The organism is Terrabacter sp. Ter38, assembly GCF_024519435.1.
Classification (GTDB): Bacteria; Actinomycetota; Actinomycetes; order Actinomycetales; family Dermatophilaceae; genus Terrabacter.
The window spans coordinates 425,131-448,380 of record NZ_JALJRZ010000003.1 but is presented as its reverse complement, the minus strand read 5'-3'; the positions used below and the strand labels follow the sequence as shown (position 1 = coordinate 448,380).

The 23,250-nt window shown below is 72.2% G+C and carries 20 protein-coding genes; 9 read left to right on the top strand and 11 right to left on the bottom strand.

The window, feature by feature from the left end; translation table 11 throughout:
• Window positions 1-2 precede the first annotated feature (2 nt).
• Window positions 3-839 carry a M23 family metallopeptidase gene (locus NR112_RS09345; RefSeq protein WP_256793750.1) on the top strand — a complete coding sequence of 279 codons (837 nt, stop codon included), beginning with the start codon at window positions 3-5 and terminating at the stop codon, window positions 837-839.
• 201 nt (window positions 840-1,040) lie between these two features.
• Here NR112_RS09345 and pcrA read toward each other — a convergent pair whose 3' ends face one another.
• Entirely contained in the window at window positions 1,041-3,530 is a 2,490-nt protein-coding gene (gene pcrA, locus NR112_RS09340; protein ID WP_256793748.1) for a DNA helicase PcrA, read from the bottom strand.
• Between the two features lie 79 nt (window positions 3,531-3,609).
• Here pcrA and NR112_RS09335 point away from each other — a divergent pair, with 79 nt between their 5' ends.
• From NR112_RS09335 to NR112_RS09320, 4 genes are read left to right on the top strand one after another with little or no spacing between them, the layout of a single operon-like run.
• Entirely contained in the window at window positions 3,610-4,098 is a 489-nt protein-coding gene (locus NR112_RS09335) for a GNAT family N-acetyltransferase (protein WP_256793747.1), read from the top strand.
• Complete coding sequence (locus tag NR112_RS09330) at window positions 4,099-5,571, top strand: wax ester/triacylglycerol synthase family O-acyltransferase (RefSeq protein ID WP_256793746.1); 1,473 nt, start codon at window positions 4,099-4,101, stop codon at window positions 5,569-5,571.
• Between the two features lie 10 nt (window positions 5,572-5,581).
• On the top strand, window positions 5,582-6,565 hold the full coding sequence (locus tag NR112_RS09325; protein ID WP_256793744.1) for a quinone oxidoreductase: 984 nt from the start codon (window positions 5,582-5,584) through the stop codon (window positions 6,563-6,565).
• Entirely contained in the window at window positions 6,562-8,133 is a 1,572-nt protein-coding gene (locus NR112_RS09320) for an amidohydrolase (protein WP_256793743.1), read from the top strand. Before NR112_RS09325 ends, NR112_RS09320 begins: the two co-directional genes overlap by 4 nt.
• Window positions 8,134-8,235: 102 nt before the next feature.
• Here NR112_RS09320 and NR112_RS09315 read toward each other — a convergent pair whose 3' ends face one another.
• The 5 genes from NR112_RS09315 to NR112_RS09295 all read right to left on the bottom strand — a co-directional run bounded on the left by NR112_RS09315 (window position 8,236) and on the right by NR112_RS09295 (window position 11,808).
• The gene (locus NR112_RS09315; RefSeq protein WP_256793742.1) at window positions 8,236-9,165 is read right to left on the bottom strand and encodes a hypothetical protein; all 930 of its coding nucleotides are present in this window, start codon (window positions 9,163-9,165) and stop codon (window positions 8,236-8,238) included.
• 166 nt (window positions 9,166-9,331) lie between these two features.
• Window positions 9,332-9,541, bottom strand: a complete 210-nt coding sequence (locus NR112_RS09310; RefSeq protein ID WP_256793741.1) for a hypothetical protein — start codon at window positions 9,539-9,541, stop codon at window positions 9,332-9,334.
• A 30-nt stretch (window positions 9,542-9,571) separates the two neighbouring features.
• Window positions 9,572-9,925, bottom strand: a complete 354-nt coding sequence (locus tag NR112_RS09305) for a hypothetical protein (protein ID WP_256793740.1) — start codon at window positions 9,923-9,925, stop codon at window positions 9,572-9,574.
• Window positions 9,926-9,976: 51 nt separating this feature from the next.
• Window positions 9,977-10,687: an NUDIX hydrolase gene (locus NR112_RS09300; RefSeq protein ID WP_256793739.1), complete on the bottom strand. Its 711-nt coding sequence runs from the start codon at window positions 10,685-10,687 to the stop codon at window positions 9,977-9,979.
• A complete protein-coding gene (locus tag NR112_RS09295) occupies window positions 10,684-11,808 on the bottom strand; it encodes a glycosyltransferase family 4 protein (protein ID WP_256793737.1) in 1,125 nt (374 codons plus the stop codon). The genes NR112_RS09300 and NR112_RS09295 overlap by 4 nt, the downstream gene beginning before the upstream one ends.
• Window positions 11,809-11,843: 35 nt before the next feature.
• Here NR112_RS09295 and NR112_RS09290 point away from each other — a divergent pair, with 35 nt between their 5' ends.
• The gene (locus NR112_RS09290; protein WP_256793735.1) at window positions 11,844-12,665 is read left to right on the top strand and encodes a PIG-L deacetylase family protein; all 822 of its coding nucleotides are present in this window, start codon (window positions 11,844-11,846) and stop codon (window positions 12,663-12,665) included.
• Between the two features lie 139 nt (window positions 12,666-12,804).
• Here NR112_RS09290 and NR112_RS09285 read toward each other — a convergent pair whose 3' ends face one another.
• Both NR112_RS09285 and NR112_RS09280 read right to left on the bottom strand, forming a co-directional pair.
• Window positions 12,805-15,471 (bottom strand): asparagine synthase-related protein, encoded by a 2,667-nt coding sequence (locus tag NR112_RS09285; RefSeq protein WP_256793732.1) that lies wholly within the window; start codon window positions 15,469-15,471, stop codon window positions 12,805-12,807.
• Between the two features lie 10 nt (window positions 15,472-15,481).
• Entirely contained in the window at window positions 15,482-16,228 is a 747-nt protein-coding gene (locus NR112_RS09280) for a phosphatase PAP2 family protein (protein ID WP_256793731.1), read from the bottom strand.
• A gap of 161 nt (window positions 16,229-16,389) precedes the next feature.
• Between NR112_RS09280 and NR112_RS09275 the strand changes: the two genes are divergently transcribed.
• On the top strand, window positions 16,390-16,866 hold the full coding sequence (locus NR112_RS09275) for a hypothetical protein (RefSeq protein ID WP_256793730.1): 477 nt from the start codon (window positions 16,390-16,392) through the stop codon (window positions 16,864-16,866).
• Between the two features lie 163 nt (window positions 16,867-17,029).
• Here the strand turns inward: NR112_RS09275 and guaA are convergent, their stop codons facing one another.
• The 3 genes from guaA to NR112_RS09260 are packed head-to-tail and all read right to left on the bottom strand — an operon-like array spanning window position 17,030 to window position 19,797.
• Complete coding sequence (gene guaA, locus NR112_RS09270; protein WP_256793729.1) at window positions 17,030-18,628, bottom strand: glutamine-hydrolyzing GMP synthase; 1,599 nt, start codon at window positions 18,626-18,628, stop codon at window positions 17,030-17,032.
• 9 nt (window positions 18,629-18,637) lie between these two features.
• Window positions 18,638-19,033, bottom strand: a complete 396-nt coding sequence (locus NR112_RS09265) for a DUF3817 domain-containing protein (protein ID WP_256793727.1) — start codon at window positions 19,031-19,033, stop codon at window positions 18,638-18,640.
• A complete protein-coding gene (locus tag NR112_RS09260; RefSeq protein ID WP_256793726.1) occupies window positions 19,030-19,797 on the bottom strand; it encodes an SURF1 family protein in 768 nt (255 codons plus the stop codon). The genes NR112_RS09265 and NR112_RS09260 overlap by 4 nt, the downstream gene beginning before the upstream one ends.
• A 71-nt stretch (window positions 19,798-19,868) precedes the next feature.
• On the opposite strand from NR112_RS09260, the gene NR112_RS09255 reads away from it, so the two are divergent.
• The gene (locus NR112_RS09255; protein WP_256793725.1) at window positions 19,869-20,540 is read left to right on the top strand and encodes a hypothetical protein; all 672 of its coding nucleotides are present in this window, start codon (window positions 19,869-19,871) and stop codon (window positions 20,538-20,540) included.
• Between the two features lie 243 nt (window positions 20,541-20,783).
• Complete coding sequence (locus tag NR112_RS09250; protein ID WP_256793724.1) at window positions 20,784-23,240, top strand: immune inhibitor A domain-containing protein; 2,457 nt, start codon at window positions 20,784-20,786, stop codon at window positions 23,238-23,240.
• The last annotated feature ends 10 nt before the right edge of the window (window positions 23,241-23,250 follow it).

The following is a 23,250-nucleotide window of genomic DNA, read 5'->3' as shown; positions in this document are numbered from 1 at the left end:
TCGTGCCCAAAACCAGTTACGCCGGCCGGCACAGGCCGGCAGCCAAGCCTTCGCGGGGTCGACAGTTCGTCGTCCCCGTCGCGCTGCTCTCCTCGACCGTCGCCGGCGGCCTCGTCATCCGCGATGCCGGCGCCAGCGAGCTGAGCCCCGAGGCGGCTGCCATGAAGAACGTCTCCAACTCGGTCGCAGGTCTCGGTCTCACCGCGGACCCCGACGTCGTCGCAGCCGCTGCCGCGAGCCGCTCCGGCGCCCGCTCCTCGCGTGACATGGCCCGCGACGCCAAGACACTCATCGTCAGCGCGACCGCCTCTGCCCAGCAGACGGCCACGGAGGCCCAGGCCGCTGCCGACCGGGCCGCTGCCGTCCAGGCCGCCGCGGTGAAGGCGAAGGCCGACGCCGCCGCCAAGGCCAAGGCGGCGGCTCGCCAGCGTGCCCTCGCCATGGCACACCGCTGGGTCTCCCCGGTCGCCGGCTACACCCTGACCTCCGGCTTCGGCTTCCGCTGGGGCAAGATGCACCCGGCACAGGACCTCGCGTGCCCCACGGGGAGCACGGTCCGGGCCCTCTCGAGCGGCACCGTCGTCTTCGCCGGCTGGTCCAACGAGGGCTACGGCAACATGGTGAAGATCCGCTACTGGGACGGCACCGTCTCGTGGATGGCCCACAACAGCCGCCTGCTCGTGTCCGTCGGCGACGAGGTCTCCCCCGGGCAGCGCGTCGCCTACAGCGGCAGCACCGGCAACTCGACCGGGCCTCACGTGCACCTCGAGATCCACCCCGGCGACGGTTCGGCCGTCGTACCTCGCACCTGGCTCGCCGACCACGGCGTCCACCTCTGACCGAGGCCTCTCACGTCACGAGGCCCGTCCTCTTCGGGGGACGGGCCTCGTCACATGTGCAGGCCCGCCGCAGCCTCAACCCGCGGGTGTATGCCGTATGCCACTGTGCCGCAACGGAACCCGGCTGACCCTGGCGCCCGGGCAGACGGCATACGCCATCGGCTGTGACGGCAGGTCAGGCCGCGCCCGGGGTCGCGAGGATCAGAGCTTGACGAGCGGGGCGTAGCGCAGGAGGAGGCGTTTCGTGCCGGTCTCGGCGCCGAAGTCGACGTGCGCCATCGACTTGTCGCCGTCGCCCTCGACGCGCACGACGGTGCCGAGGCCGAAGGAGTCGTGGCTGACGCGGTCGCCCGACTGGAGCGCGATGACCGGACGCTTGCCGGCGCTGCGGACGCCCGGCCGGGCCGCCAGCGTCGCCACCGCCGGACGGTCGGAGCCACGGGCCCCGCTGAACGACGGGCCGAGGCGCTGCCAGTCGAGCAGGTCGCCCGGGATCTCGTCGAGGAAGCGCGACGGCGGGTTGTACTGCGGCGCCCCCCAGGCGGACCGGACGGCGGCGCGCGAGAGGTAGAGCCGCTCACGCGCGCGCGTGATGCCGACGTAGGCCAGACGGCGCTCCTCCTCGAGCTCCTTGGGGTCGCCGAGGGCGCGCATGTGCGGGAACGTGCCGTCCTCCATGCCGGTGAGGAAGACGACGGGGAACTCGAGGCCCTTGGCCGTGTGGAGCGTCATGAGGGTGACGACGCCCTGCGCCTTGGCCTCGGGCTCGTCGGGGATCTCGTCGACGTCGGCGACGAGCGAGACCTGCTCGAGGAACTCCTCGAGCGCGCCTGCGGGACCGACGTCCTCGGGCTCGACGCCGGGTTGCAGCTCGCCACCCGACTCCGCGAGCTCGGTGGCGCGGCGGTCGTCGTACTCCTGCGCGACGGCGACGAGCTCGGCGAGGTTCTCGACGCGGGTCTCGTCCTGCGGGTCGTGGCTCGCGCGCAGCTCGGCGAGGTAGCCGCTCTCCTCGAGCGTCATCTCGAGCAGCGCGGCGACGCTGTCGTCGGCCTCGTAGGAGGTACGGAGCTTCTCGAGCAGCGCCGTGAAGCCCTGGATCGCCGCGACCGAGCGCGTCGCGATGCCCGGCGCGTCCTCGGCCCGACCGAGCGCGGCGACGAACGGGATGCGCTCGCGCTCGGCGAGGGCCGCGACGCACGCCTCGGCACGATCACCGATGCCACGCTTGGGCGTGTTGAGGATGCGGCGCAGGTTGACGGTGTCGGTGGGGTTGGAGACGACCCGGAGGTAGGCCAGGGCGTCCTTGACCTCGCGTCGCTCGTAGAAGCGCGTGCCGCCGACCACCTTGTAGGGCAGGCCGACCCGCACGAGCACCTCCTCGATGGCGCGGCTCTGGGCGTTGGTGCGGTAGAAGACGGCCACGTCACCGGGCTTGACGCCCCGGTCGGCGAGGTCGTCGATCTCCTTGGCCACGAAGGCGGCCTCGTCGTGCTCGTTGTCACCGACGTAGCCGGTGATCATCGCGCCGTCGCCGGAGTCGGTCCAGAGGTTCTTGGCGCGGCGCCCCTCGTTGCGGGCGATGACGGAGTTGGCGGCCCGCAGGATGCGCTGGGTCGAGCGGTAGTTCTGCTCGAGCAGGATCGTGCGCGCGTCGGGGTAGTCGTTCTCGAACTCGAGGATGTTGCGGATCGTCGCTCCGCGGAAGGCGTAGATCGACTGGTCGGAGTCGCCGACGACGCACAGCTCGGCGGGCGGCACGGCATACGCGCCCTCGGGCCCCTTGACCTCGCCGACGAGCTCCTTGATGAGCTGGTACTGCGCCTGGTTGGTGTCCTGGTACTCGTCGACGAGCACGTGCCTGAACCGACGCCGGTAGTACTCCGCGACGTCCGGGAAGGCCTGCAGGATGTTGACGGTCATCATGATGATGTCGTCGAAGTCGAGAGCGTTGGCCTGACGCAGACGGCGCTGGTACTGGGTGTACGCGTCGGAGACGGTGCGCTCGTAGTGGTTGCCCTCGGTGACCTGACCGGCGTAGGTCTCCTCGTCGATGAGGTCGTTCTTGAGGTTGCTGACCTGCGCCGAGAAGCCCCGAGGCGGGTAGCGCTTCGGATCGAGGTCGAGGTCTCGCAGGACGAGGCTCATGAGCCGTTGACTGTCGGCGGCGTCGTAGATCGAGAACGTCGACTTCATGCCCACCTTGGCCGCCTCGCGGCGCAGGATGCGCACGCAGGCGGAGTGGAAGGTCATGACCCACATGGCACGGGCGCGGGGGCCGACGAGGGCGGCGACCCGCTCACGCATCTCGGCCGCCGCCTTGTTGGTGAAGGTGATGGCGAGGATCTGTCCCGGCTGGGCACCACGCTCGCCGAGCAGCCACGCGATGCGGTGGGTCAGCACGCGGGTCTTGCCCGAGCCCGCACCGGCCACGATGAGCAGCGGGGTGCCCTCGTGGACGACGGCCTCGCGCTGCTGGGGGTTGAGACCCTCGAGCAGCACCGTCGGGTCGAGGTCGGCGCGCCCCTGCGGGGCGGTCTCGACACCGCCGCGGGCCGCGGCCTCGGCCCAGGTGGGGACGCCCTGCTCGGTGACGTCCGCGCCGCGCCCGGGACGCCCGGACCCGCCGGAGGCCGCGCCCTGACCGCGCTCGAAACCGGGGATGGGGAGGTCGTCGAAGAGCGTGCTCATGATCGACCCAGCCTACGTCGAACCACCCACAGCGCCGGACCACGACGCACAGCCACGCGGGTCGGGAGAGGATGGCGGAGTGAGCGACTTCCAGATCCGTGAGGCCTCGGCCGACGACGTCCCCGACCTCATCCGCCTCGTCCAGGGGCTCGCGGCCTACGAGAAGGAGCCCGACTCCGCGACGGCGACACCCGAGCAGTTCCGCGAGGCACTCTTCCCCTCGCAGGGCGACCCCACGGCATACGCCCTCGTGGGGCTGCGGGACGGCACGGTCGTCGCCATGGCGATCTGGTTCCGGAGCTTCTCGACGTGGACCGGCCGGGCCGGGATCTGGCTCGAGGACCTCTTCGTCGACCCCGAGCAGCGCGGCCACGGGCTCGGCACGGCCCTGCTGTCGCGCCTCGCCGCCATCTGCGTCGAGCGCGGCTGGACACGCCTCGAGTGGTCGGTGCTCGACTGGAACACGCCGTCCATCGACTTCTACCGCGCCCACGGCGCCCGTTCGCTCGACGACTGGACGACCTTCCGTCTCGACGGCGACGCGCTCTCGCGACTGGCGGGCCCGTAGGTGGCACGCCCGCCGCGGCCGATGGGGTCGGCCGACGTCCTCTGGCTCAACATGGACCGCCCCACCAACCTCATGGTCATCGTCTCGGTCGTCCTCCTCGAGTCGCGACCCGACTGGGACCGCGTGCTCGACGTGGTCCGGGAGCGGATCATCGAGCCGTATCCCGTCTTCAGCCAGCGCGCGAGTCGACCCCAGGGACTGTCCGGACACCGCTGGGAGGACGACCCCGACTTCGACCTGGCCCGGCACGTGACCCGGGTGACGCTCTCCGGCGAGGGGACCGCCGCCGAGGCGGACGCCGAGCTGCAGGCGTACGTCGAGGAGCACCTCCCGCGGCCCTTCGACCGTTCGCGCCCGCTCTGGGAGGTCCACCTCGTCGACGGCCACGGAGCCGGCGCCGCCCTCGTCTTCCGCATCCACCACGCGCTCGCCGACGGCATCGCCCTGACCCGGGTGCTGCTCGGTCTGACGGAGGACGCCGAGGGGCGGCCCGGCGACCTCGTCGGCCCACCGGCGACGACCGACCTCGCGACCCTGCCGCTCGCTCCCCCGTCCGGCGGCGACGGCGGCACCGGCCAAGGCGTCGCCGCATCCGGGCTCCGGCTCGCCCGGGCCACGACGCGTTCGGGCTGGGAGCGCCTGCGCTCCAAGGGCGCCCGCGCCGCCGTGGCGGATGCCGCCGGGCTCACCCTCCGTACCGGACAGGTCGTCTCCGACCTGCTCCTGACGACGAACCCGAGGAGTGCCGTCGGCGGCGTCCCCGGGCACCGCAAGCGCCTCGTGTGGACCGAGCCGCTGCCGCTTCCCGGGCTCAAGCAGGCCGGGCGGCTCGTCGGCGCGACGCTCAACGACGTGCTGCTGAGCGCTGTCGCCGGCGCCCTGCACACCTACCAGGACGGGCGCGGCCACGCGCCGGTCGACCTCGTGACGATGGTGCCGGTCAACGTCCGACCGCTCGACGAGCCGCTCCCGCGCGAGCTCGGCAACCGCTTCGCGCTCGTCTTCCTGCGCTTCCCGAGCCGCGACGCCACGCCCCTCGGGCGCCTCGTGCTGTCGAAGGCGCGGATGGACTGGCTCAAGGCGTCGCCCGAGGCAGCGCTCACCTTCGCCCTCATCTCCGTCATCGGCCGCTTCCCGGCGGAGCTGGAGCGCCGGGTCGTGGACTTCTTCGCGGACAAGGCGATCGGCGTGACGACGAACGTCGCCGGACCGCGGGAGGTCCGCTACCTCGGGGGCGTCGCCGTGACAGGCGTGCTCGGTTGGGTGCCCGGGTCGGGGCGGCACACGCTCGGCTTCTGCATCGTCACGTACGCCGACGCCGTGCGCATCGGGATCATGGCCGACGAGTCCGTCGTCCCCGACCCCGAGTCGCTCCTCGCGGCACTCGAGGACGAGCTGGCGCTCCTCGTGCGCATCGGCGAGGCCGGGTCCGCGGGGCCCACCGGCCCGAGGAGGAGGCCGGCGCAGTCGTAGGGTGGCGAGCATGAACCGAGCGACCAGCGTCTTCGTCTCCGAGCCCGGCGACCGCAGTGTCCTGCGGGTCCGCGACCACGAGATCCCCGACCCCTCCGACGGTGAGGTCCAGGTCGAGGTGGCCGCCGCGGGCGTCAACTTCATCGACGTCTACAAGCGCCAGGGCGTCTACCCCGTGCCGACTCCGTTCGTCCTCGGCGAGGAGGGCGCCGGCACCGTGACCGCGCTCGGCGCGGGGGTGACCGACCTGGCCGTCGGTGACCGGGTGGCCTGGTGCCAGTCGTCCGGGAGCGAGTCCACGCTCGTCAACAAGCCCGCCCACCTCCTCGTCCCCGTCCCTGACGGCGTCGACCTCGAGGTCGCGGCCGCCGCCATGCTCCAGGGACTCACGGCCCACTACCTCGTCACGAGCACGTATGCCGTCGGGCCGGGCACCGTCGCCCTCGTGCACGCCGCGGCCGGTGGGGTCGGGCAGCTCCTCGTGCAGATGGTGACGGCCCGGGGCGGCACCGTGGTCGCGACGGCCGGCTCCGACGAGAAGCTCGAGATCGCCGAGGCGCTCGGCGCCCGGCACCTCATCAACTACTCGACCGTCGACGACCTCGCCGCCGCCGTCCGCGCGGCTGCCGGACGCGGCGTCGACGTGGCCTACGACGGCGTCGGGAAGTCGACGTTCGACGCGTCGCTCGCCTCGCTGCGCCCGCGCGGGACGATGGTCCTGTTCGGTGGGGCGAGCGGGCAGGTGCCTCCCTTCGACATCCAGCGCCTCAACAGCGGAGGGTCCCTCTTCCTGACGCGTCCGACGCTGGCGCACTACGTCGCCGAGCGCGACGAGTACGAGTGGCGGGCCGGTGAGGTGCTCGGCGCCGTGGCCGACGGCTCGCTGAAGATCGACGTCGGCGGCCGCTACCCGATGACCGAGGCGGCTGCGGCCTACGAGGCCCTCGAGGGTCGGCGCACGACGGGCAAGCTCATCCTGGTACCCACCGCATGAGCCGCACGCTCTTCCGGCACGACCGCATCTGGACCGGCGACGCCGGTGTCCCCTGGACGACCGCGCTGCTCGTCGAGGACGGCCGTGTCGTCGCGGTCGGTGGCGACGCCGTCGAGGCGGCGGGTGCGGCCACCGACACCGTCGACCTCCCGGGAGCACTCGTCATGCCCGGGCTCCACGACGCCCACATCCACACCGAGTGGCTCGCGCGCGACCTGTCGTCCGTCGACCTGCGCGAGGCCCGGTCGCTCGAGGAGACGCTCGAGCTCGTCCGGGCGCACGCCGAGACGCTGCCCGAGGGCGAGTCGCTGCACAGCGGACGCTGGAACCACAACCGCTGGGCCGTCCCCGAGCAGCCCGATCGACACGCGCTCGACTCGGTCTCCGGCGACCGCGTGGCCGCGCTGTCGAGCGTCGACGGTCACACGATCTGGGCCAACTCGCTTGCGCTGCAACGGGCCGGCATCACGCGCGACACTCCCGACCCGGCCGGCGGCGAGATCGTGCGCGACGCGTCGGGCGAGCCCACCGGGATCCTCCGTGAGTCCGCGCAGCAGCTGCTCGCCGTCATCCCGCAGGAGGAGACGCCACTGCGGCCGTGGCTCGAGCGGTGCCAGGACTGGCTCCTCTCCGTCGGCCTCACGAGCATCACCGACATCGACGGCGAGGACGCCCGCGCCGCCTACGCCGAGCTGCACGCGGACGGCGCCCTGCGGCTGCGGGTCACGAAGTGCACGCGTGACCCCGACCTCGAGCTCGCGATCGCCGAGGGGCGACGCTCGGGCCAGGGTGACGACGTCTTCCGCGTCGGGCCGGTCAAGTTCTTCAGCGACGGCGCCCTCGGATCGCACACGGCCCACATGACCGAACCGTTCATCGGCCACGAGGGCTGCGGCATCGCCGCGATGCCCTACGAGATGCTGCTGGAGCGCACGTTGACCGCCGCCCGCGCCGGCCTCGACGTCGTCACGCACGCCATCGGCGACGAGGCCAACCGACTCGTCCTCAACACCTTCGAGGCCGTGCGGGCCGAAGGACTGGAGCGGAGCCTGCGCATCGAGCACGCCCAGCACGTGCTGCCCGTCGACATCCCGCGCTTCCGCGCGCTCGACGTCGTGGCCTCGATGCAGCCCAGCCACTGCACGGCCGACCTCGAGCTCGCCGACGAGATCATCGGCCCGCGGCGGCTCGCGTCGTACGCGTGGCGCAGCTTCCTCGACGCCGGGGTGCGCGTCGCGTTCGGATCGGACGCGCCGGTCGAGGACCCGAACCCGTTCTACGGCCTGCATGCCGCCGTCACCAGGCAACGGCCCGACGGTCAGCCGCTCGGCGGCTGGCGCCCCGAGGAGCGGGTCACGCTGACCGAGGCCGTGCACGCCTTCACGGTCGCCGCCCACGAGTCGGTCGGGCGCACCGATGTGGGCCGCCTCGTGCCGGGCCAGCTCGCCGACCTCGTCGCCGTCGACCGCGACCTGTGGGCGCTCGAGGAGTCGGCGCCGGCCGAGATCCGTGACACCGTGGTGCTGCAGACGTGGGTGGGCGGCGACCTCGCCCACGAGCGCGGCTGAGCCACCCGGCATACGCCATCGGCCGTGAGCGGTGGTGCCGAGGGACGACCGTTGGTCACCGGCTGCCCGCGACACCCCGTCGCGACACGCGGCGACAGGCCGTCAGTCGCGACCAACGGTCGTCGGTCGGCGGAGAGGTCCACGGCGACGCAGCAGGTCTCCGCCGAGCCGGAGGTCCTGGCGGGTCGCCGCCCGGTGCAGCACGGACGCGACCCACGCCTGCTGGAACATGGCCTGCACCCACGAGACCCGGATGACGAGCCAGTCGTCGAGGACCAGCTCGTCGTAGCGCCAGCAGTCGGCGTCGATGGCGCGCTCACTGGTGTGGAACTCGTGGCTGTCGCCCTCGACGACGAGCCGCAGCTCCCGGTCTACGAGGTCCGGTCGGATCCGCCGGCCGCCCACGCGCAGTCGCACCTGAGGCACGAGCCGCAGACCGGGGACGTCGAGCGAGACCGCCCTGACCACCGACTCGAAGGCGTTGGCAGGCTGCTCCCTGGCAAACCAGGCCACCTCGAGCGCCGCGTCGCGGCCGCGTCCGGGCAGTTCCTCGGCTGCCCTCAGCAGGTCCGTCTGGGTGACCAGCCGCGACCTGAGAGCCGAGTCGGCGACGGCCAGCGCCTCGTCGAAGGGGAGCGTCGTCGCACAGTCCGTCACCGTGCGCACCGGGCTGGTGCGCCAGACGTCGACCTCCGAGGGATCGAGCCGCTGCCACCTGATCCTGGCCGTCGACTGGTCGCCGGCGCCCACCTTGCGCCCCCGCGGCACGACGAGCTCCGGACGGTCGGGAGGCGTCTTGAGCGACCAGCCGTAGGAGGCTGCGGCACTGCGCAGTCCGGCAACGGCGGAGAGGCGATGGGCCTCGACCCGGGCGCCGTCGACCACGTCGGGCAGGATGTAGCGCCCGCGCGCCACCCTCCGGACCACGCCTGCGCGGAGCGCCTGGTCGAGCGCCGGACGTCCGGCGGCCGCCTTGAGCTGGCCGTGGGTCGCCACCCCTCCGTGTCGGTGCATGGCCGTGATGATGTCCATCGCGGCAGCGTGCCCGGGGCGGGGCCGCCGTCGCCGCGCTCATCCACAGCCGACGGACGACCCATGGTCACCGAAAACCCGCGACACGCCGAACGACACGCCGCGACGGCCCGTCAGCCGCGACCGATGGTCGTCCGCCGGCGTCGGTCGGCCGTGACGCGTCGGGTCAACCGGGCACGACGGCCAGCAGCAGGGTGGCGAACCAGGTCAGGCCACCGACGGCGAGCAGGAAGAAGCCGATGACGGCCATGTTGCCTGCGCCCTCGGCCCGGGACTCGCGGGCGCGTCGACGCCCGACGACCACGAGCACGACACCCACCATCAGCCAGACGAGGCCGATGAGCAGACCAGCGAGAACCCCTGCGTTCCAACGCATCTCAGCAGCCCTCCGGGTGCGGAACCCTGGTCACCAGAGGACGGCGACGAGCACGTTGACGACCGCTGCGCCGCCCGCGATGTCGAGCAGGTTGCCGGTGTCCTGGCCCTTGCGGCCGCGGGCGGCGCCGATCTCGGCGGCGACGAGCACGACGAGGGCGATGACGAGCTTGACGGCGATCTTCGTGTTGTTGACCGTGTGGTCGTCGTCCTTGATCGCCGAGGCGATGCCGACGAGCGCGAGGCCGGTGACGAGCTGCGCGCGGGCACCCCAGACGATCGGCGCGATGACCGTGCGGCCGCTGCGCACGGCGATCCAGCCTCCGACGACCGCGGCCATGCCGAGCAGGTGGAGGGCGACGAGGAGGTTGTAGACGAGGTCCATGGCCGACATCCTACGGAGCGTCGTACGTCGCGAGACCCCGCCCCTCCCCGGCTAGGACCCCGGCTCACCGACCAGCCCGTGCAAGGCGGCCAGCTGCCGCCACGAGGACGTCAGGCGGTAGTCGCCGATGCGGTCGTACGGCACCCATCGGGCGTCGGACGTCGTGCCCCCGACGTCGTGGATGACGATGTCCGTCGGCACGGGACACGTTGCGGCATAGACGATCCGGACGGCGTGGAAGTCCTCGAGCACACCCGACGGCGCACGCCCGACCCAGTGCTGCGACTGGACCGTGAGCAGCTCGCCGAGCTCGATGCGCTGCCCCGTCTCCTCCCACACCTCACGGTGGACACCCTCGACCGGCGACTCTCCGTCGTCGAGGCCACCGCCGGGCAGCCCCCAGTCCCCCGAGACGTGGGTCTGCGCGTTGAACTGCGTCAGGAGCAGGCCGCGTCCGCTCGTCACGACGGCGTACGCCGCGACCCGCTGGTACGGCTCGCCCACCTCGTCGTCGCCGACCCCTGCGTCCCGGCGCACCGCTCCGGCCCGAGGGCGTATGCCGTCCAGCTCGCGCACGCGGTATCCGACCTCGAGCGCCCCGTCGTCCGCCACCGTCGCGAAGACCGGGGCCTCGACGAGCCAGCCTGCGGCGCCGAGCACGACGTCGGGGTGCTCGCCGTGGCCCAGCCGGGCGTCGGCGACCCGCGTGCCGTCGCCCCGGACCCCGACGACACGGAGCCCACCCGGCACGTTGGTCCTCATCGCCGCACCAGCCCGACGGCCCGCTCGTACTCCGACACGGCGAGCGCCGCGACACGGGTCCACCCCTGCTCGGGAGGGTGCTCGACATTCCACCGTCGCAGGCGGTCGACCTCGCTGACGTCCCTGGCCAGTCGGGCGATCGCACCAGACATCTCCGAGTCGCTCGACACGACAAGGCCGTTCACCCCATCGGCGACGAACTCGCCCACCCCGGAACCGGATCGCCCGATGACCGGCAAGCCCACCGTGCGCGCCTCGAGGGCTGCGATCCCGAACGACTCGAGACGGGCGGGCGACAGGTAGACGTCCGCGGCGGCATACCTCTCGCGCAGCTCGTCGCGCGACACACGCCCCGGCAGCGACACCCAGTCGAGCCCACGGTCTCGCACCAGGGCCTCGACCTTGCGCCGGTCGGGGCCCTCCCCCAGTACCGTCAGAGACACCGAGCCCGGACCCGACACCCGCTCGGCCTCCGCGACGAGCTCGACGAGTGCCGCAGGACGCTTGCGGGCTGCGAGGCGCATCGCGGTCACGAGACGCAGCGGGCCCGGCTCGCGCATGACGGGACCGACGGCCCAGCGCGCCACGTCGATGCCGTTCGGCAGCACCCCCACCGTCGCGTCGGGTCCGACGAGCCGACGCAGTGGCTGGGCGGCCACGTCGGACACGGCCGACATCGCGACCCCTCGTGCGGCCCAGCGGCGCACGAAGCCGGCCGCGTCGAAGACCGGTGCCATCCCGGCGAGCATGCAGTGCCACGTCATCGCGGTCGGCAGTCCCAGGCCCACGGTGACCCGGGTGCAGTCCCACGCGAAGGGCGAGACGACACCGGTCTGCACGTGGGCCACGTCGAAGGCCCCGGCCACGAGCCGTCGTCGCAGCTCCGCGGGGGCGAACGGGTTGATCGGCAGCTCCCACGGCATGCGGGCCGCGAGCCGGTGCACGCGCACGCCGTCGACGACTGTGACGGCGCCGTGCATCTCACCCCCGGCGCCGCGGGTCGCCGTGAACACCTCGACCTCGTGACCGGCCGCCTGCAGGTGCTGCGCGAGATCGTGCGTCTGGACCTCGATCCCGCCCAGTCGGGGCAGGTAACAGTCGGACAGGAGCGCCACCTTCACGGAAGACACTGTGCCATGGGCCAAGATGGGTGACTGTGCCGCACACGCTCCTCGCCTTCCACGCGCACCCCGACGACGAGGCCCTGCTGACCTCGGGGACGATGGCGCGCGCCGCCGCGGAGGGCCACCGGGTCGTCGTCGTCGTCGCGACCGACGGCGAGCTCGGCCTGGCCTCCACCGACTTCACCGGGGACGGGACGCTCGCCGCCACCCGGATGGACGAGCTGCGCGCGAGCGCCCAGGCCCTCGGGGTCGCCCGCGTCGAGCACCTCGGCTACGCCGACAGCGGCCTCGGCCCCGAGGTGGCGCCCGACCCGCCGGGCGCGACGCGCTTCGTCCGCGCCGACGTCGAGGAGGCGGCCCAGCGCCTCGCCGCGATCCTCCGCGAGGAGCGCGTCGACGTCCTGCTCCACTACGAGCCCAACGGCGGCTACGGACACCCTGACCACAAGCAGGTCCACGTCGTCGGCACGCGCGCCGCCGAGCTCGCAGGCACCCCGAAGGTGCTCGAGGCGACCGTCCCGCGCGACACGATCTGCCGCGCCATCGACCTCGCGGCGAAGGTCTACCGCTTCCCGCCGGAGTTCGACCGGTCGAGCTTCGACCGCGCCTTCTCGGCGCGCAGCGAGATCACCCACCGGATCAGCGTCCGCCGGCACATCGCGGCCAAGCGCGCCTCGATGCGCGCCCACGCCTCGCAGGCGAGCGCCGACGGGGGCGCCGACCGCACCCTGGCCGCCTTCCTGCGGATCCCCCGCCCCCTCTACGACCTCGTCTTCGGTCGCGAGTGGTTCGTCGACCGCTCGGCGCGCCCCGGTGACCCGATCCGCCGCGACGTCTTCGACGGGCTCGCCTGACCCGCCCTGCCACGGCGGCGTATGCCGTCCGCGCACCCCGGTGTTGCCCCGCCCCGTCGCGGTCCGCGGGTCCGGGGGCGTCGGATCATGGAGACGTGACCGACCGCTCCCCAGCGGTCTTCGTCACGGCGGGCCGCCTTCAGGCAGAGGGCGTCTCGAAGACGACAGCCATCGGCGTCTGCTCGGATCCTTGTCCCAGCGGGTTGTCGGCGAACATCAGCTCGTAGCGCTCCTTGGCTCCCGGCGCGTCCTTGCCGAGGACGTTGCGCCCGATGTCGTTGGCGTCCATGACGACCGTGCCGCCGAAGGTGTCGCGGTAGGCCTCGGGCACCCGCGCGCGGATGGCCGCCGACAGGTGTGCGGCCACGTCGTCGGGGTCCTTGGGTCCGAGCTTGGCCGACACGTTGGCCGGGTAGACGGAGTACTCGGTCGGACCGTCGATGGCACGGATGTCGCCGCCGACGAGGTCGTAGAAGAGGCCCCGCTTGCCGAGCACCTTGCCGACGGCACCTCCCGCGGAGGCGAAGAGCACCCGCGGCAGCCCCGCCTCCTCGATGGCGAGCTGCATGGTGAAGGGCGAGCCGAGGCCGATGCCGGCCGGGGTGCGCGTGACGTAGCGGCTGAGCACCCGGGCCGGGCGGCCGACCTTGATGTCCCAGATGAAGTACGAGCGGCCTTGGGTGATGGCGACGATCTTCTCGGAGATGAAGAAGTACCACCGACCGCTCGTGGCGGCCGCGTGCTCGGGGCCGGCGTCGGGCAGGCCGGAGAAGAAGCGCTCGATGTAGCCGAGCGTCTTGGCCTCGAGGTCGTCCTCGCGGGCGTAGAGCTCGGTGCGCAACGGGTAGCGGCGGACCGCGGTGCCGTCGTCCGTGACGAGGTCGAGCCGCTTGCGGGCGTTCGGCTCGTAGTCGGTCTTGACGTGCTCACGCTGGCCCGGGTCCTCCGGCTCACGCTCGTCGAAGAACTCCTGGAGCCAGAGCTCGAGGTTGAGCATGCGCCACACGGTCATCGAGTCGATCGAGTTCGTGCCCTTGATCCAGCCCTCGAAGGCGTGCAGCACCGCCGTCTGGTCGAAGTAGGGCCGGTTGGCGAAGGACTCGGAGAGGAACTCGCCGTAGATGTGGTTCTTGAGGCGCATGAACCACTCGCCCTGCGGCGTCGTCGCGCCGACCTTGTCGCGGCGGTCGAGGACGGAGTCCGGCAGCAGTCCCCGCATCGCGTCGCGGAGCACGCGCTTGCCGACGCCGTCCTTGACGAGGGCGTCGTCGGCGAGGCCGAAGACGAACCGCACGAGGTCGCGGTCGACGAACGGCATCCGCACGGCGACGCCGAAGCGGCGGGCGTTCTTGTCGGTGTAGCGCAGACGGGCCGGCAGCGAACCGGTGAAGACGTCGTCGACGAGACGGGCCCGCAGGTCGGCCGTCTCGACGTCGTAGCCCTCGGCGGCATGGGCTCGCGCGAAGTCCGCGTCGAGCAGCGACGCCACCGGCACGTCCTTGCGGCCGTGCAGCCGGTCGCCGATGAGCGGCCGGCCCCGGCGGTAGAGCACGTCGAGGGAGCGCCCGAGCTCCGAGGCGGCGCTCACCGCGCTGCGGTGGCGCAGCTCGCGCAGGTGGATCAGGTGGTGCGGACCGAAGCCGGCCAACGTCTCGTCGCCGCCGTGGCCGTCGAGGACGACGGCGTCACGCTCGGCCGCCTCCCGCAGCACGCGGTACTGCGTGTAGGCCCCGGTCGAGACGAGCGGCTCCTCCTGGGTACGGACGAGGTCGCGGAGGTCCTGCTTGAACTCCGTCGGCGACGGCTCGACGCGATGGTCGCGCACCCGCCCGTCGAGCGCTGCCACGACGGCGTCGATGTGCTCGCGCTCGTCGTTGCGCGAACCGGGGTAGATCGCAGACCACGTGTCCTGCGCGGCATCGGCTCCGGGCCGCCCCGACTCGTGCTGGACGACGTCGAGCAGCGCCGCGATCGACGCCGAGTCGAGACCGCCGGACAGCGCGGTGCCGACGCGACCCGACGACGTCGCACGGCGTCGCACGGCAGCCGTCAGCAGGGTCCGGAACTCGGCGACGACCGACGGGGAGTAGGCCCGCGGCGCCGTGCCGAGGGCGGCCAGCTCCTCGCGCAGGCGGGTGTAGGGACGACGCTCCACACCACCTGGCACGTCCGCACCGAGGGTGACGACCTCCCCGGCCCCGACCCGCTCGATGCCCGCGAAGAAGGTCGACCTGCCGTCGTCGTGGACGCGGAAGCGCAGGTAACGGTAGATGGAGCGGTCGTCGGGCCGGCGCTCGTGCAGACCGCTGTCGAGGATGCCGCGGATCTCGCCCGCCACGATCCACCCGTCGCCGGCGCGGGCGAGGTAGAGCGGACGCACACCGAAGTGGTCTCGCGCCAGAGTCATCCGGCGCGTGTCACGGTCCCAGACCGCGAGGGCGAAGGCCCCGTCGAGCCGGTCGAGGCCGTCGGTGCCCCATTCGGTGAAGGCTGCGAGGACGACCTCCGCATCGCTGCCCACACCGAAGTCGTGGCCGAGGCTCTCGAGGTCGGCGCGCAGCTCGGAGCGGTTGTAGAGCTCGCCGTCGAGGACGAGGGTGAACCGTCCTCCCCGCGAGACGGTGAGCCGTGCGGCGGCTGCCTCGTCCTGGTCGACCACCTGGGGAGGTCGTCCCTCGCGGACGCCGACGCCGGCGTCACCGTCCCGGGACGTCGCCGCCGCACCTGCACCGCGGTGCGTCGCCAGCAGTCGGTCGAGCAGGGCCTCGTCGGCCTCGAACCCGCAGTAGGCCGCGATTCCACACATGTCGTCAACCCTAACGGGACCTCGGGCGCCTCTCGCCCAGCCACGGCGGGCCGGCGACCGCCCCCAGGCGGAGCGGCCACCGGAGCAGCAACCACAGCACCAGTGCGCCCAGCAGCACCGAAGCCACGACGTCGCTGAGCCAGTGGAAGTGCAGCCAGACGAGGGACACGACGACGAGCCCGGTCCACACCAGGGCTGCAGCCCGCGCCAGGGTCCGGATCGTCGGGCGCAGGCACGACACCAGCTCCGCGGCGACACCCGCGCACACGAGGGCGGTGGCGGTGTGCCCGGACGGGTACGAGCCGTTGCCGCCCAGCATGCCGGGGACGTCCGGGGACGAGCGGGTGATGAGGTCCTTGCCGAGGAGGACCGCGGCCGACATCACCGCGATCGCGGGCCCTGCGAGCAGCAACGGCGCCCATCGCCCGCTCCGCAGGCAGACGGCGACCGTGACAGCCCCCACCACGGCGACGGAGAACACCGGGGTCGCGAGCTGCACGATGCCCAGGGCCAGCAGGTCAGGGACCACCGGACCGTTGCCCTGGCCGGGCGTCAGGGCGAGCACGCGGTCGTCGAGCCTGATCGCCGCCCCGCCACGGATGACGTCCAGCGTGAGGAGCACGAGACCCACGCCCAGCACCAGGGCCACCGCCGGGCCCGACAGTCGGCGCCGGGTGCCCTCGCTGGGCCCCGGCACCGGGCTCCCCCCGGGCGGTGCCGGCTCCCCCGCGGGCCGGGTGCTCGGGCGCGTCGTCATGGCACCACGCTAACGAGCAGATCTGTGTCCGAGCCCAAAGGGCCGTGAGCCCGGGGTGAACCCACCGGGCTGCTGCCGGCGTCTTCGGAGGAGGGGCCACCTGCGTGTCGACCACGGCCCCCGCCCCGAGCGGTCCACACCCACCACCACAGGAGTACGACATGCACGCGATCTCCCGTACCGCAGCCTTCCTCGCCGGAGCCGTCATCGGCGTCTCCGCCCTCGCCGCGACCGCGAGCGCCTCGGCCGACGCCGGCGGCGTGCCACGCAGCGACATCCTCCGCGCGCCGCTCCAGGGCAGCCAGCTGTCCGACCCGCCGCTGTTCGGACTGGTCCGGGGCGGGGCCCCGTGGGTCATCTCCGAGGGCACGGCCCGTCTGCGCGCCAACGGGGACCTCTCGGTGGAGGTCGAGGGGCTCATCATCCCGACGCGGGGCATCAACCCCCTGGCGACCCTGTCGGCCACCGTCGTCTGCAACGGCCAGGACCGGCGCATGACCGCTCCGGTGCCCTTCAGCATGGCCGGCGATGCCGTGATCGAGACGCACGTGAACCTGCCCATGCGGTGCCTGGCCCCGGCCGTCCTGATCAACCCGCTGAGCAGCGACGGCACCTACATCGCCGCGACCGGCCGCTGAGGCCACCCGCGAAGAAGGGGGCGTATGCCGTGTGGCCCGGCCCCACGGCCTACGCGGCCACCGCTCGACGGGGCCGCTCGACGGGGCCGCTCGACGGGCCGGTCGACGGGCCGGTCGACAGGCCCGGTCGAGGGTCAGGCGGCGGAGGGTCAGGCGGTGGAGGTCACTCCCACTCGATGGTGCCCGGGGGCTTGCTCGTGACGTCGAGGACGACGCGGTTGACCTCTTCGACCTCGTTGGTGATGCGGGTCGAGATCGTCGCGAGGACGTCGTAGGGCACCCGGGCCCAGTCGGCCGTCATCGCATCCTCCGACGCGACGGGGCGCAGCACGACGGGGTGTCCGTAGGTGCGGCCGTCACCCTGGACGCCGACCGAACGCACGTCGGCGAGGAGCACGACCGGGCACTGCCAGATGTCGCGGTCGAGGCCCGCCCGCGTCAGCTCCTCGCGGGCGATGGCGTCCGCGCGGCGCAGGATCGCGAGCCGCTCGGCGTCGACCGCGCCGATGATGCGGATGCCGAGGCCGGGGCCGGGGAACGGCTGACGCCACACGATGACCTCGGGGACGCCGAGCTCGAGGCCGACCTGGCGCACCTCGTCCTTGAAGAGCGTGCGCAGCGGCTCGATGAGCGAGAACTGGAGGTCGTCGGGCAGCCCGCCGACGTTGTGGTGGCTCTTGATGTTGGCCGCACCCTCGCCGCCGCCGGACTCGACGACGTCGGGGTAGAGCGTGCCCTGGACGAGCCACTTGACGGGGTGCTCCTCGTCGCCGCGGTCGTGGACGACGTCGCGCGCGGCCTGCTCGAAGACGCGGATGAACTGCTCGCCGATGATCTTGCGCTTCGTCTCGGGGTCGGTGACCCCGGCGAGCGCCTCGAGGAAGCGCTCACGGGCGTCGACGACGACGAGGTCCACTCCGGTGGCCTGGACGAAGTCCTGCTCGACCTGCTCTGCCTCGCCCTCGCGGAGCAGCCCGTGGTCGACGAAGACGCACGTCAGCTGGTCGCCGACGGCCTTCTGGACCAACGCTGCCGCGACGGAGGAGTCGACGCCGCCGGACAGGGCGCAGAGGACACGGTCCTCGCCGACCTGCTCGCGGATCGTCGTCACGAGGTCGTCGACGACGTGACCGGGCGTCCAGTCAGGGGGGATGCCCGCGCCCTTCCAGAGGAAGTTCTCCAGGACGCGCTGGCCCTGCTCGGAGTGGAGCACCTCGGGGTGCCACTGGACGCCGTAGAGGCGTCGGTCGTCGTCCTCGAACGCGGCGACCGGCGTGCCCGCGGTCGTGGCCGTGACCGCGAAACCCTCCGGTGCGGCGCTGACGGCGTCGCCGTGCGACATCCAGACGGTCTGGCTCGGCGGCTGGCCGGTGAAGAGCGTCGACTCGACGTCGCTGATCGCGGCGTCGGTCTTGCCGTACTCACGGGCGCCGGTGCGAGCCACGGTGCCGCCGAGAGCCTGGGCCATCGACTGGAAGCCGTAGCACATGCCGAAGACCGGGACACCGGCCTCGAGGAGCGCCGGGTCGAGGCGCGGGGCGCCGTCCTCGTAGACCGAGCTCGGGCCGCCGGACAGGATGATCGCGGCCGGCTCCTTGGCGAGCAGGTCGGCCACGGCCATCGAGTGGGGCACGACCTCGCTGTAGACCTGCGCCTCACGGACGCGCCGCGCGATCAGCTGGGCGTACTGGGCGCCGAAGTCGACGACGAGGACGGGGTGGCTCTGGAGGTCGGTCGGCTCGTTCGGCACGGCGTCAGTCACGCGCCAAGACTATCGGCCCGGTGAGGGCTCCTCCGACGACGTCGCGTCGCCTGCGACGTAGGCCCGCGACAGCAGCGCCTCGGTCTGGACGGTGTTGCGCCGCTCGGCGATCCACGGGAGCACCGGGACGAAGCCGGCAAGGAGGTTCTTGACGATGCGCACCGGGCCCCACGCGGCCTTGAGGCCGAGGTTGGCGACCGAGACGGCATACGCGAAGTAGATGATCCCGTGGATCGGGCTCCAGTACTCGGTGAGGAGGTTGGTCTGCTTGAAGACGTACTTCATGACCATCTCGAGGATGAGCACGAAGAGGGCGATGCCGGCGACGGTCGCGAGGACCCGGTAGATCGACAGCGCCGACCGGATCTGCTGCGGCTTGGCCAGGGTCTGGGGGTACGTGCTCACGTCGTCGCGCCTTCTCTCGGTGCAGTGACGGGTTCTTCCGCCTGCTGCTCTGCTCGGAACATCTTCCACCACATCCAGATCGCGAAGATCCCGAAGACCCACCACTGGACCGCGTAGGCCGCGTTGCGCAGGTTGAGCGGGGCATCGAGCGGGGGCGGCGGGACGCGGGTCAGACCGGCGGCCGCGAGCGGGGTGCCCACCGTGGGGCCGGCAGACTCGGCCGAGGCCAGCACGACGACGTTGTAGAGGTCGCCGGGCCACTCGTTGACGAGCGACGCGAGGTCGATCGAGCGCACCTGCGGCGCGGGCAGCGGGGCGCCGTCGCGCGGCGACTCCCCCGGGCCCAGCGTGCCCGTCACGGTGACGACACCGGTCGGCGGCGCCGGCACGGACGCCGGCGTGCCGTCGACGAAGCCGCGCAACACCGGGACCGTGCCACCCGCGGTCTCGAGCGGCGTCACGACCCACGAGCCAACCCGGCCGTCGAGCCGACGGTCGACGACGAGCAGGCTGCGCCCGGCGGCATACGACCCCGTGACGGTGACGGCACGGTTGGAGTAGTCGCTCTTGAAGTCGCTGTGCGGCGCGGTCACCTGCTCGAGGGGCGCACGCTCGAGCGTCGAGGCCGCGGCCACGGCGTCCTGGCGACCGGAGTCACGGGCCACGCCGAGCTGCCACAGGCCGAGCAGGACGCAGGCGGCGACGACGACGGCCAGGGCGGCGAGCATGCCGACCCAGCGAGGGGTGAGCAGGCGCCGGAACACGCCCCAAGGGTAGGTCACCTCCCGGGCTCCGACCTGACCCGGGGCGCCCATCCGTGCCAGACTCCTGCGCCATGTCCTCGTTGCGCCGACCCCGAGCAGGTATGCCGGGAGCCGCCGTCGTCGTCCTGGCCACCTTCGCCGTGGCGTCCCTGCTCGCCTCGTGCGGCGCGACCGACATCCCGACGCCGCGACGCACGGTCACCGTGACCGTCGACGCTCCGAGCACGGCGCCGGCCGGCACGCCGGCGGCGACGCCGACCCAGGTGCCGACGAGCACGCCGACCTCGACCGACGTGCCGACCGCCCTCGCGGTCGGCCGGCTGCGCGGCGCACCCAGCTCCTTCGCCGAGGCGAAGGCGCGCCTCGACGCCGCCCGTCCCGCGGCCTCCGTGGGCGACCGTTTCCGCAGCCCGAGCGGCAACATCGTGTGCCGCCGCAGCGCCGACCCGGCCACAGCCGCGTGCGAGGTCGCGAAGGGCCGCGTCGACCCGCCACTGCCCACGATCTGCCCCGCGAGCGGTCCCCAGGACATCGGCCGCGTCGAGCTCTCGGCCCGGGGCGCGCTGCCCGTGTGCAACTCGGACACGATCGGCACCGGCGGTGAGCCCGAGCTCGGTTACGGCTCACGCACGCCGCCGTCGGGCACGGTCTCCTGCCTCAGCGAGACCGTCGGTGTGACGTGCATCGACGAGGCGAGCCGCCACGGTTTCTTCCTGGCACGCGACACGTTCCGCACGTTCTGAACGTTCCTCATCACTGCGCGAGGTGTGACGAAGGACGCAAGTGCGCGCCTACCGGCGCAAACCCGAGCGGACGTGGCGAACCGGACGTCGAGAAGGTCTCGTTTTGATAACGACGGTGGATCAACCGGCCACAGACTTCTCACAGGGCCTTCAATGCCAAAGTCGGGCCTCGGGGGTCCAACCGGATGATCATCCGGCGAGCACGGCATCCCACAGGAAACTCACACTTCTAGGGACGGTCTCGTGAGGCAATCAGTGCACCCTCGGCGTAACAGGCTCATCGGCCTGCTCGCCACCGGAGCCCTCGTCACCGGCGCCATCGCGGCGTCACCGGTGCAAGCGGCTCCCAGCGTCGGCAAGACCAAGGTCGACAACGCGGCCTCGGGCAAGGGCCGCAACGACAACCTGCGCTCGCCGCTCGCGGTGAAGCAGGACGCCATGCGCCAGAAGGCGCTCGAGAAGCGCCTCAAGGGCGACCCGAGCGCCCAGGGCAAGGTCGCCAAGCTCGGCAAGGGACAGCACGTCCAGCTCGAGCGCGAGGGCACCGACAAGATCTTCGTCGTCATCGTCGAGTTCGGCGACCAGCAGTATCCCAACCCGATCTTCCAGGGGCCGCCGCCGGACGGCAGCGCGACCGACGTGACCGGCCCGCGCCACAACGAGATCCCGGCGCCGAACCGGGCCGTCGACAACTCGACGCTGTGGCAGACGGACTACAACCGGGCTCACTACCAGGACATGTACTTCAACCGGATGGCGAAGTACTACGAGCGCCAGTCCTCGGGCCGCTACTCGGTCGAGGGCGACGTCACCGAATGGGTCAAGGTGCCCTTCAACGAGGCGCTCTACGGCCGCAACTACTGCGGCAGCATCGTCTGCAACACCTCGACGGCGCTCGTGCGTGACGCCCTCGCCGTCTGGGTCAAGAGCCAGCTCGACGCCGGCCAGACGATGGCCCAGGTCCAGACGTACCTCAAGACGTTCGACCAGCAGGACCGCTACGACATCGACGGCGACGGCAACTTCAACGAGCCCGACGGCGTCATCGACCACTTCCAGATCGTCCACGCGGGTGGTGACGAGGCCGCCGGCGATCCCAACCAGGGCACCGACGCCATCTGGAGCCACCGCTCCTTCGCGTCCGTCCAGGGCGGCGGGCCGCTCGGGGCGGGGGTCAACGTCGGCAGCAACGCGGGCCTCGTCTCGAGCTCCCTGGTGCCGAACAACCCGACGGGCGTCTGGGTCGGCGACTACACGATGCAGCCGGAGAACGGCGGCCTCGGCGTGTTCGCGCACGAGTTCGGCCACGACCTCGGCCTGCCGGACCTCTACGACACCTCCGGCAACACCGGCGGCGCCGAGAACAACACGGCCTTCTGGACTCTCATGAGCTCCGGCGCCAACATCGGCGACGGCGGCCCGGACGGGATCGGCGACGACCCGACCGACCTCGGCGCCTACGAGCTCTTCCAGCTCGGCTGGCTCCAGCCGCAAGGCAAGCAGGGGCCCTTCTACGACGTCGCGAAGGCCGGCAAGCGCTCCTCGCACACCCTCGGCTCCAACGTGCCGGCGACGAAGCAGGCGCAGGCCCTCTTCACGGTGCTGCCGGACAAGATGGTGCCCCTCGAGCTCGGCGACCCCTACGAGGGCTCGAAGATGTACTACAGCGACGCGGCCGACGACCTCGACACGACGATGACGAGGTCGGTGGCCCTGCCCGCCGGCACGGTGAACCTCGCCGCCAAGGTCCGCTACAACATCGAGGAGGACTGGGACTACGCCTACCTGCGGGTCTCGGCCGACAACGGTGCCACGTGGAGCCAGGTGCCGACGAGCCTGTCGCGCACGACCGACCCGAACGGCAACAACCTCGGCCAGGGCATCACCGGCGTCAAGGCGTCGTGGACCGACCTGACGGCGAACCTCTCGCCGTGGGCGGGCAAGACCGTTCTGGTGCAGTTCCGCTACAAGGCCGACGGGGCGCAGGTCGGGCAGCCCGGGGTGGACACCCCGCCGCCAGGCCTCCAGGTCGACGCCATCGCGATCACGGGCCAGCCGCTCGACGGCGCCGAGACCGCGGCCGGCTGGACGTTCACGCCGGCGGACGGCAGCGGCTTCCGGGCCACGCCCGGATCGGTGCAGCGAGCCTTCTTCAACGCGTACATCGCCGAGAACCGCCAGTACGACGGTTACGACACCTCCCTGAAGACGGCCTACAACTTCGGGTTCCCGACGAAGCCGGACTACGTCGAGAGCTACCCGTACCAGAACGGGCTGCTCATCAACTACTGGGACACCTCGCAGAACGACAACAACGTCGGTGACCACCCGGGGTCCGGCCTCGTCCTGCCGGTCGACGCCCACCCGGAGTTCACGCACTGGGCCAACGGCACGCTGATGCGCAACCGGATCCTGTCCTACGACTCGACCTTCGGGCTCGAGGCCACCGACGCGATCACGCTGCACAACCCGGCCGACGGCACCGCCGGGACCGTGGCCTCGAAGCCGGCCCAGCCGGTCTTCGACGACACGAAGACGTGGTGGTTCAACAGCGACCAGCACGGTGCGACGGGCTCGCACCCGGGTCGCTACCAGCCCGGCTGGTACGGCGTCGACGTGCCGAAGACGGGCACGACGATCCGCGTCGTCGGCACGTCGAAGCAGGGCGGCTCGCTCAACGTCCTCGTCGCCCCGAAGTGACGGGACGTCC

Bases quoted from the DNA above. Each gene is read 5' to 3' on its own strand.
- NR112_RS09320 (WP_256793743.1), top strand. From the start codon at position 6,562: ATGAGCCGCACGCTCTTCCGGCACGACCGCATCTGGACCGGCGACGCC.
- NR112_RS09285 (WP_256793732.1), bottom strand. From the start codon at position 15,471: ATGTGTGGAATCGCGGCCTACTGCGGGTTCGAGGCCGACGAGGCCCTG.
- NR112_RS09310 (WP_256793741.1), bottom strand. From the start codon at position 9,541: ATGCGTTGGAACGCAGGGGTTCTCGCTGGTCTGCTCATCGGCCTCGTC.
- NR112_RS09300 (WP_256793739.1), bottom strand. From the start codon at position 10,687: ATGAGGACCAACGTGCCGGGTGGGCTCCGTGTCGTCGGGGTCCGGGGC.
- NR112_RS09325 (WP_256793744.1), top strand. From the start codon at position 5,582: ATGAACCGAGCGACCAGCGTCTTCGTCTCCGAGCCCGGCGACCGCAGT.
- NR112_RS09305 (WP_256793740.1), bottom strand. From the start codon at position 9,925: ATGGACCTCGTCTACAACCTCCTCGTCGCCCTCCACCTGCTCGGCATG.
- NR112_RS09280 (WP_256793731.1), bottom strand. From the start codon at position 16,228: ATGACGACGCGCCCGAGCACCCGGCCCGCGGGGGAGCCGGCACCGCCC.
- NR112_RS09315 (WP_256793742.1), bottom strand. From the start codon at position 9,165: ATGGACATCATCACGGCCATGCACCGACACGGAGGGGTGGCGACCCAC.
- NR112_RS09275 (WP_256793730.1), top strand. From the start codon at position 16,390: ATGCACGCGATCTCCCGTACCGCAGCCTTCCTCGCCGGAGCCGTCATC.
- pcrA (WP_256793748.1), bottom strand. From the start codon at position 3,530: ATGAGCACGCTCTTCGACGACCTCCCCATCCCCGGTTTCGAGCGCGGT.
- NR112_RS09255 (WP_256793725.1), top strand. From the start codon at position 19,869: ATGTCCTCGTTGCGCCGACCCCGAGCAGGTATGCCGGGAGCCGCCGTC.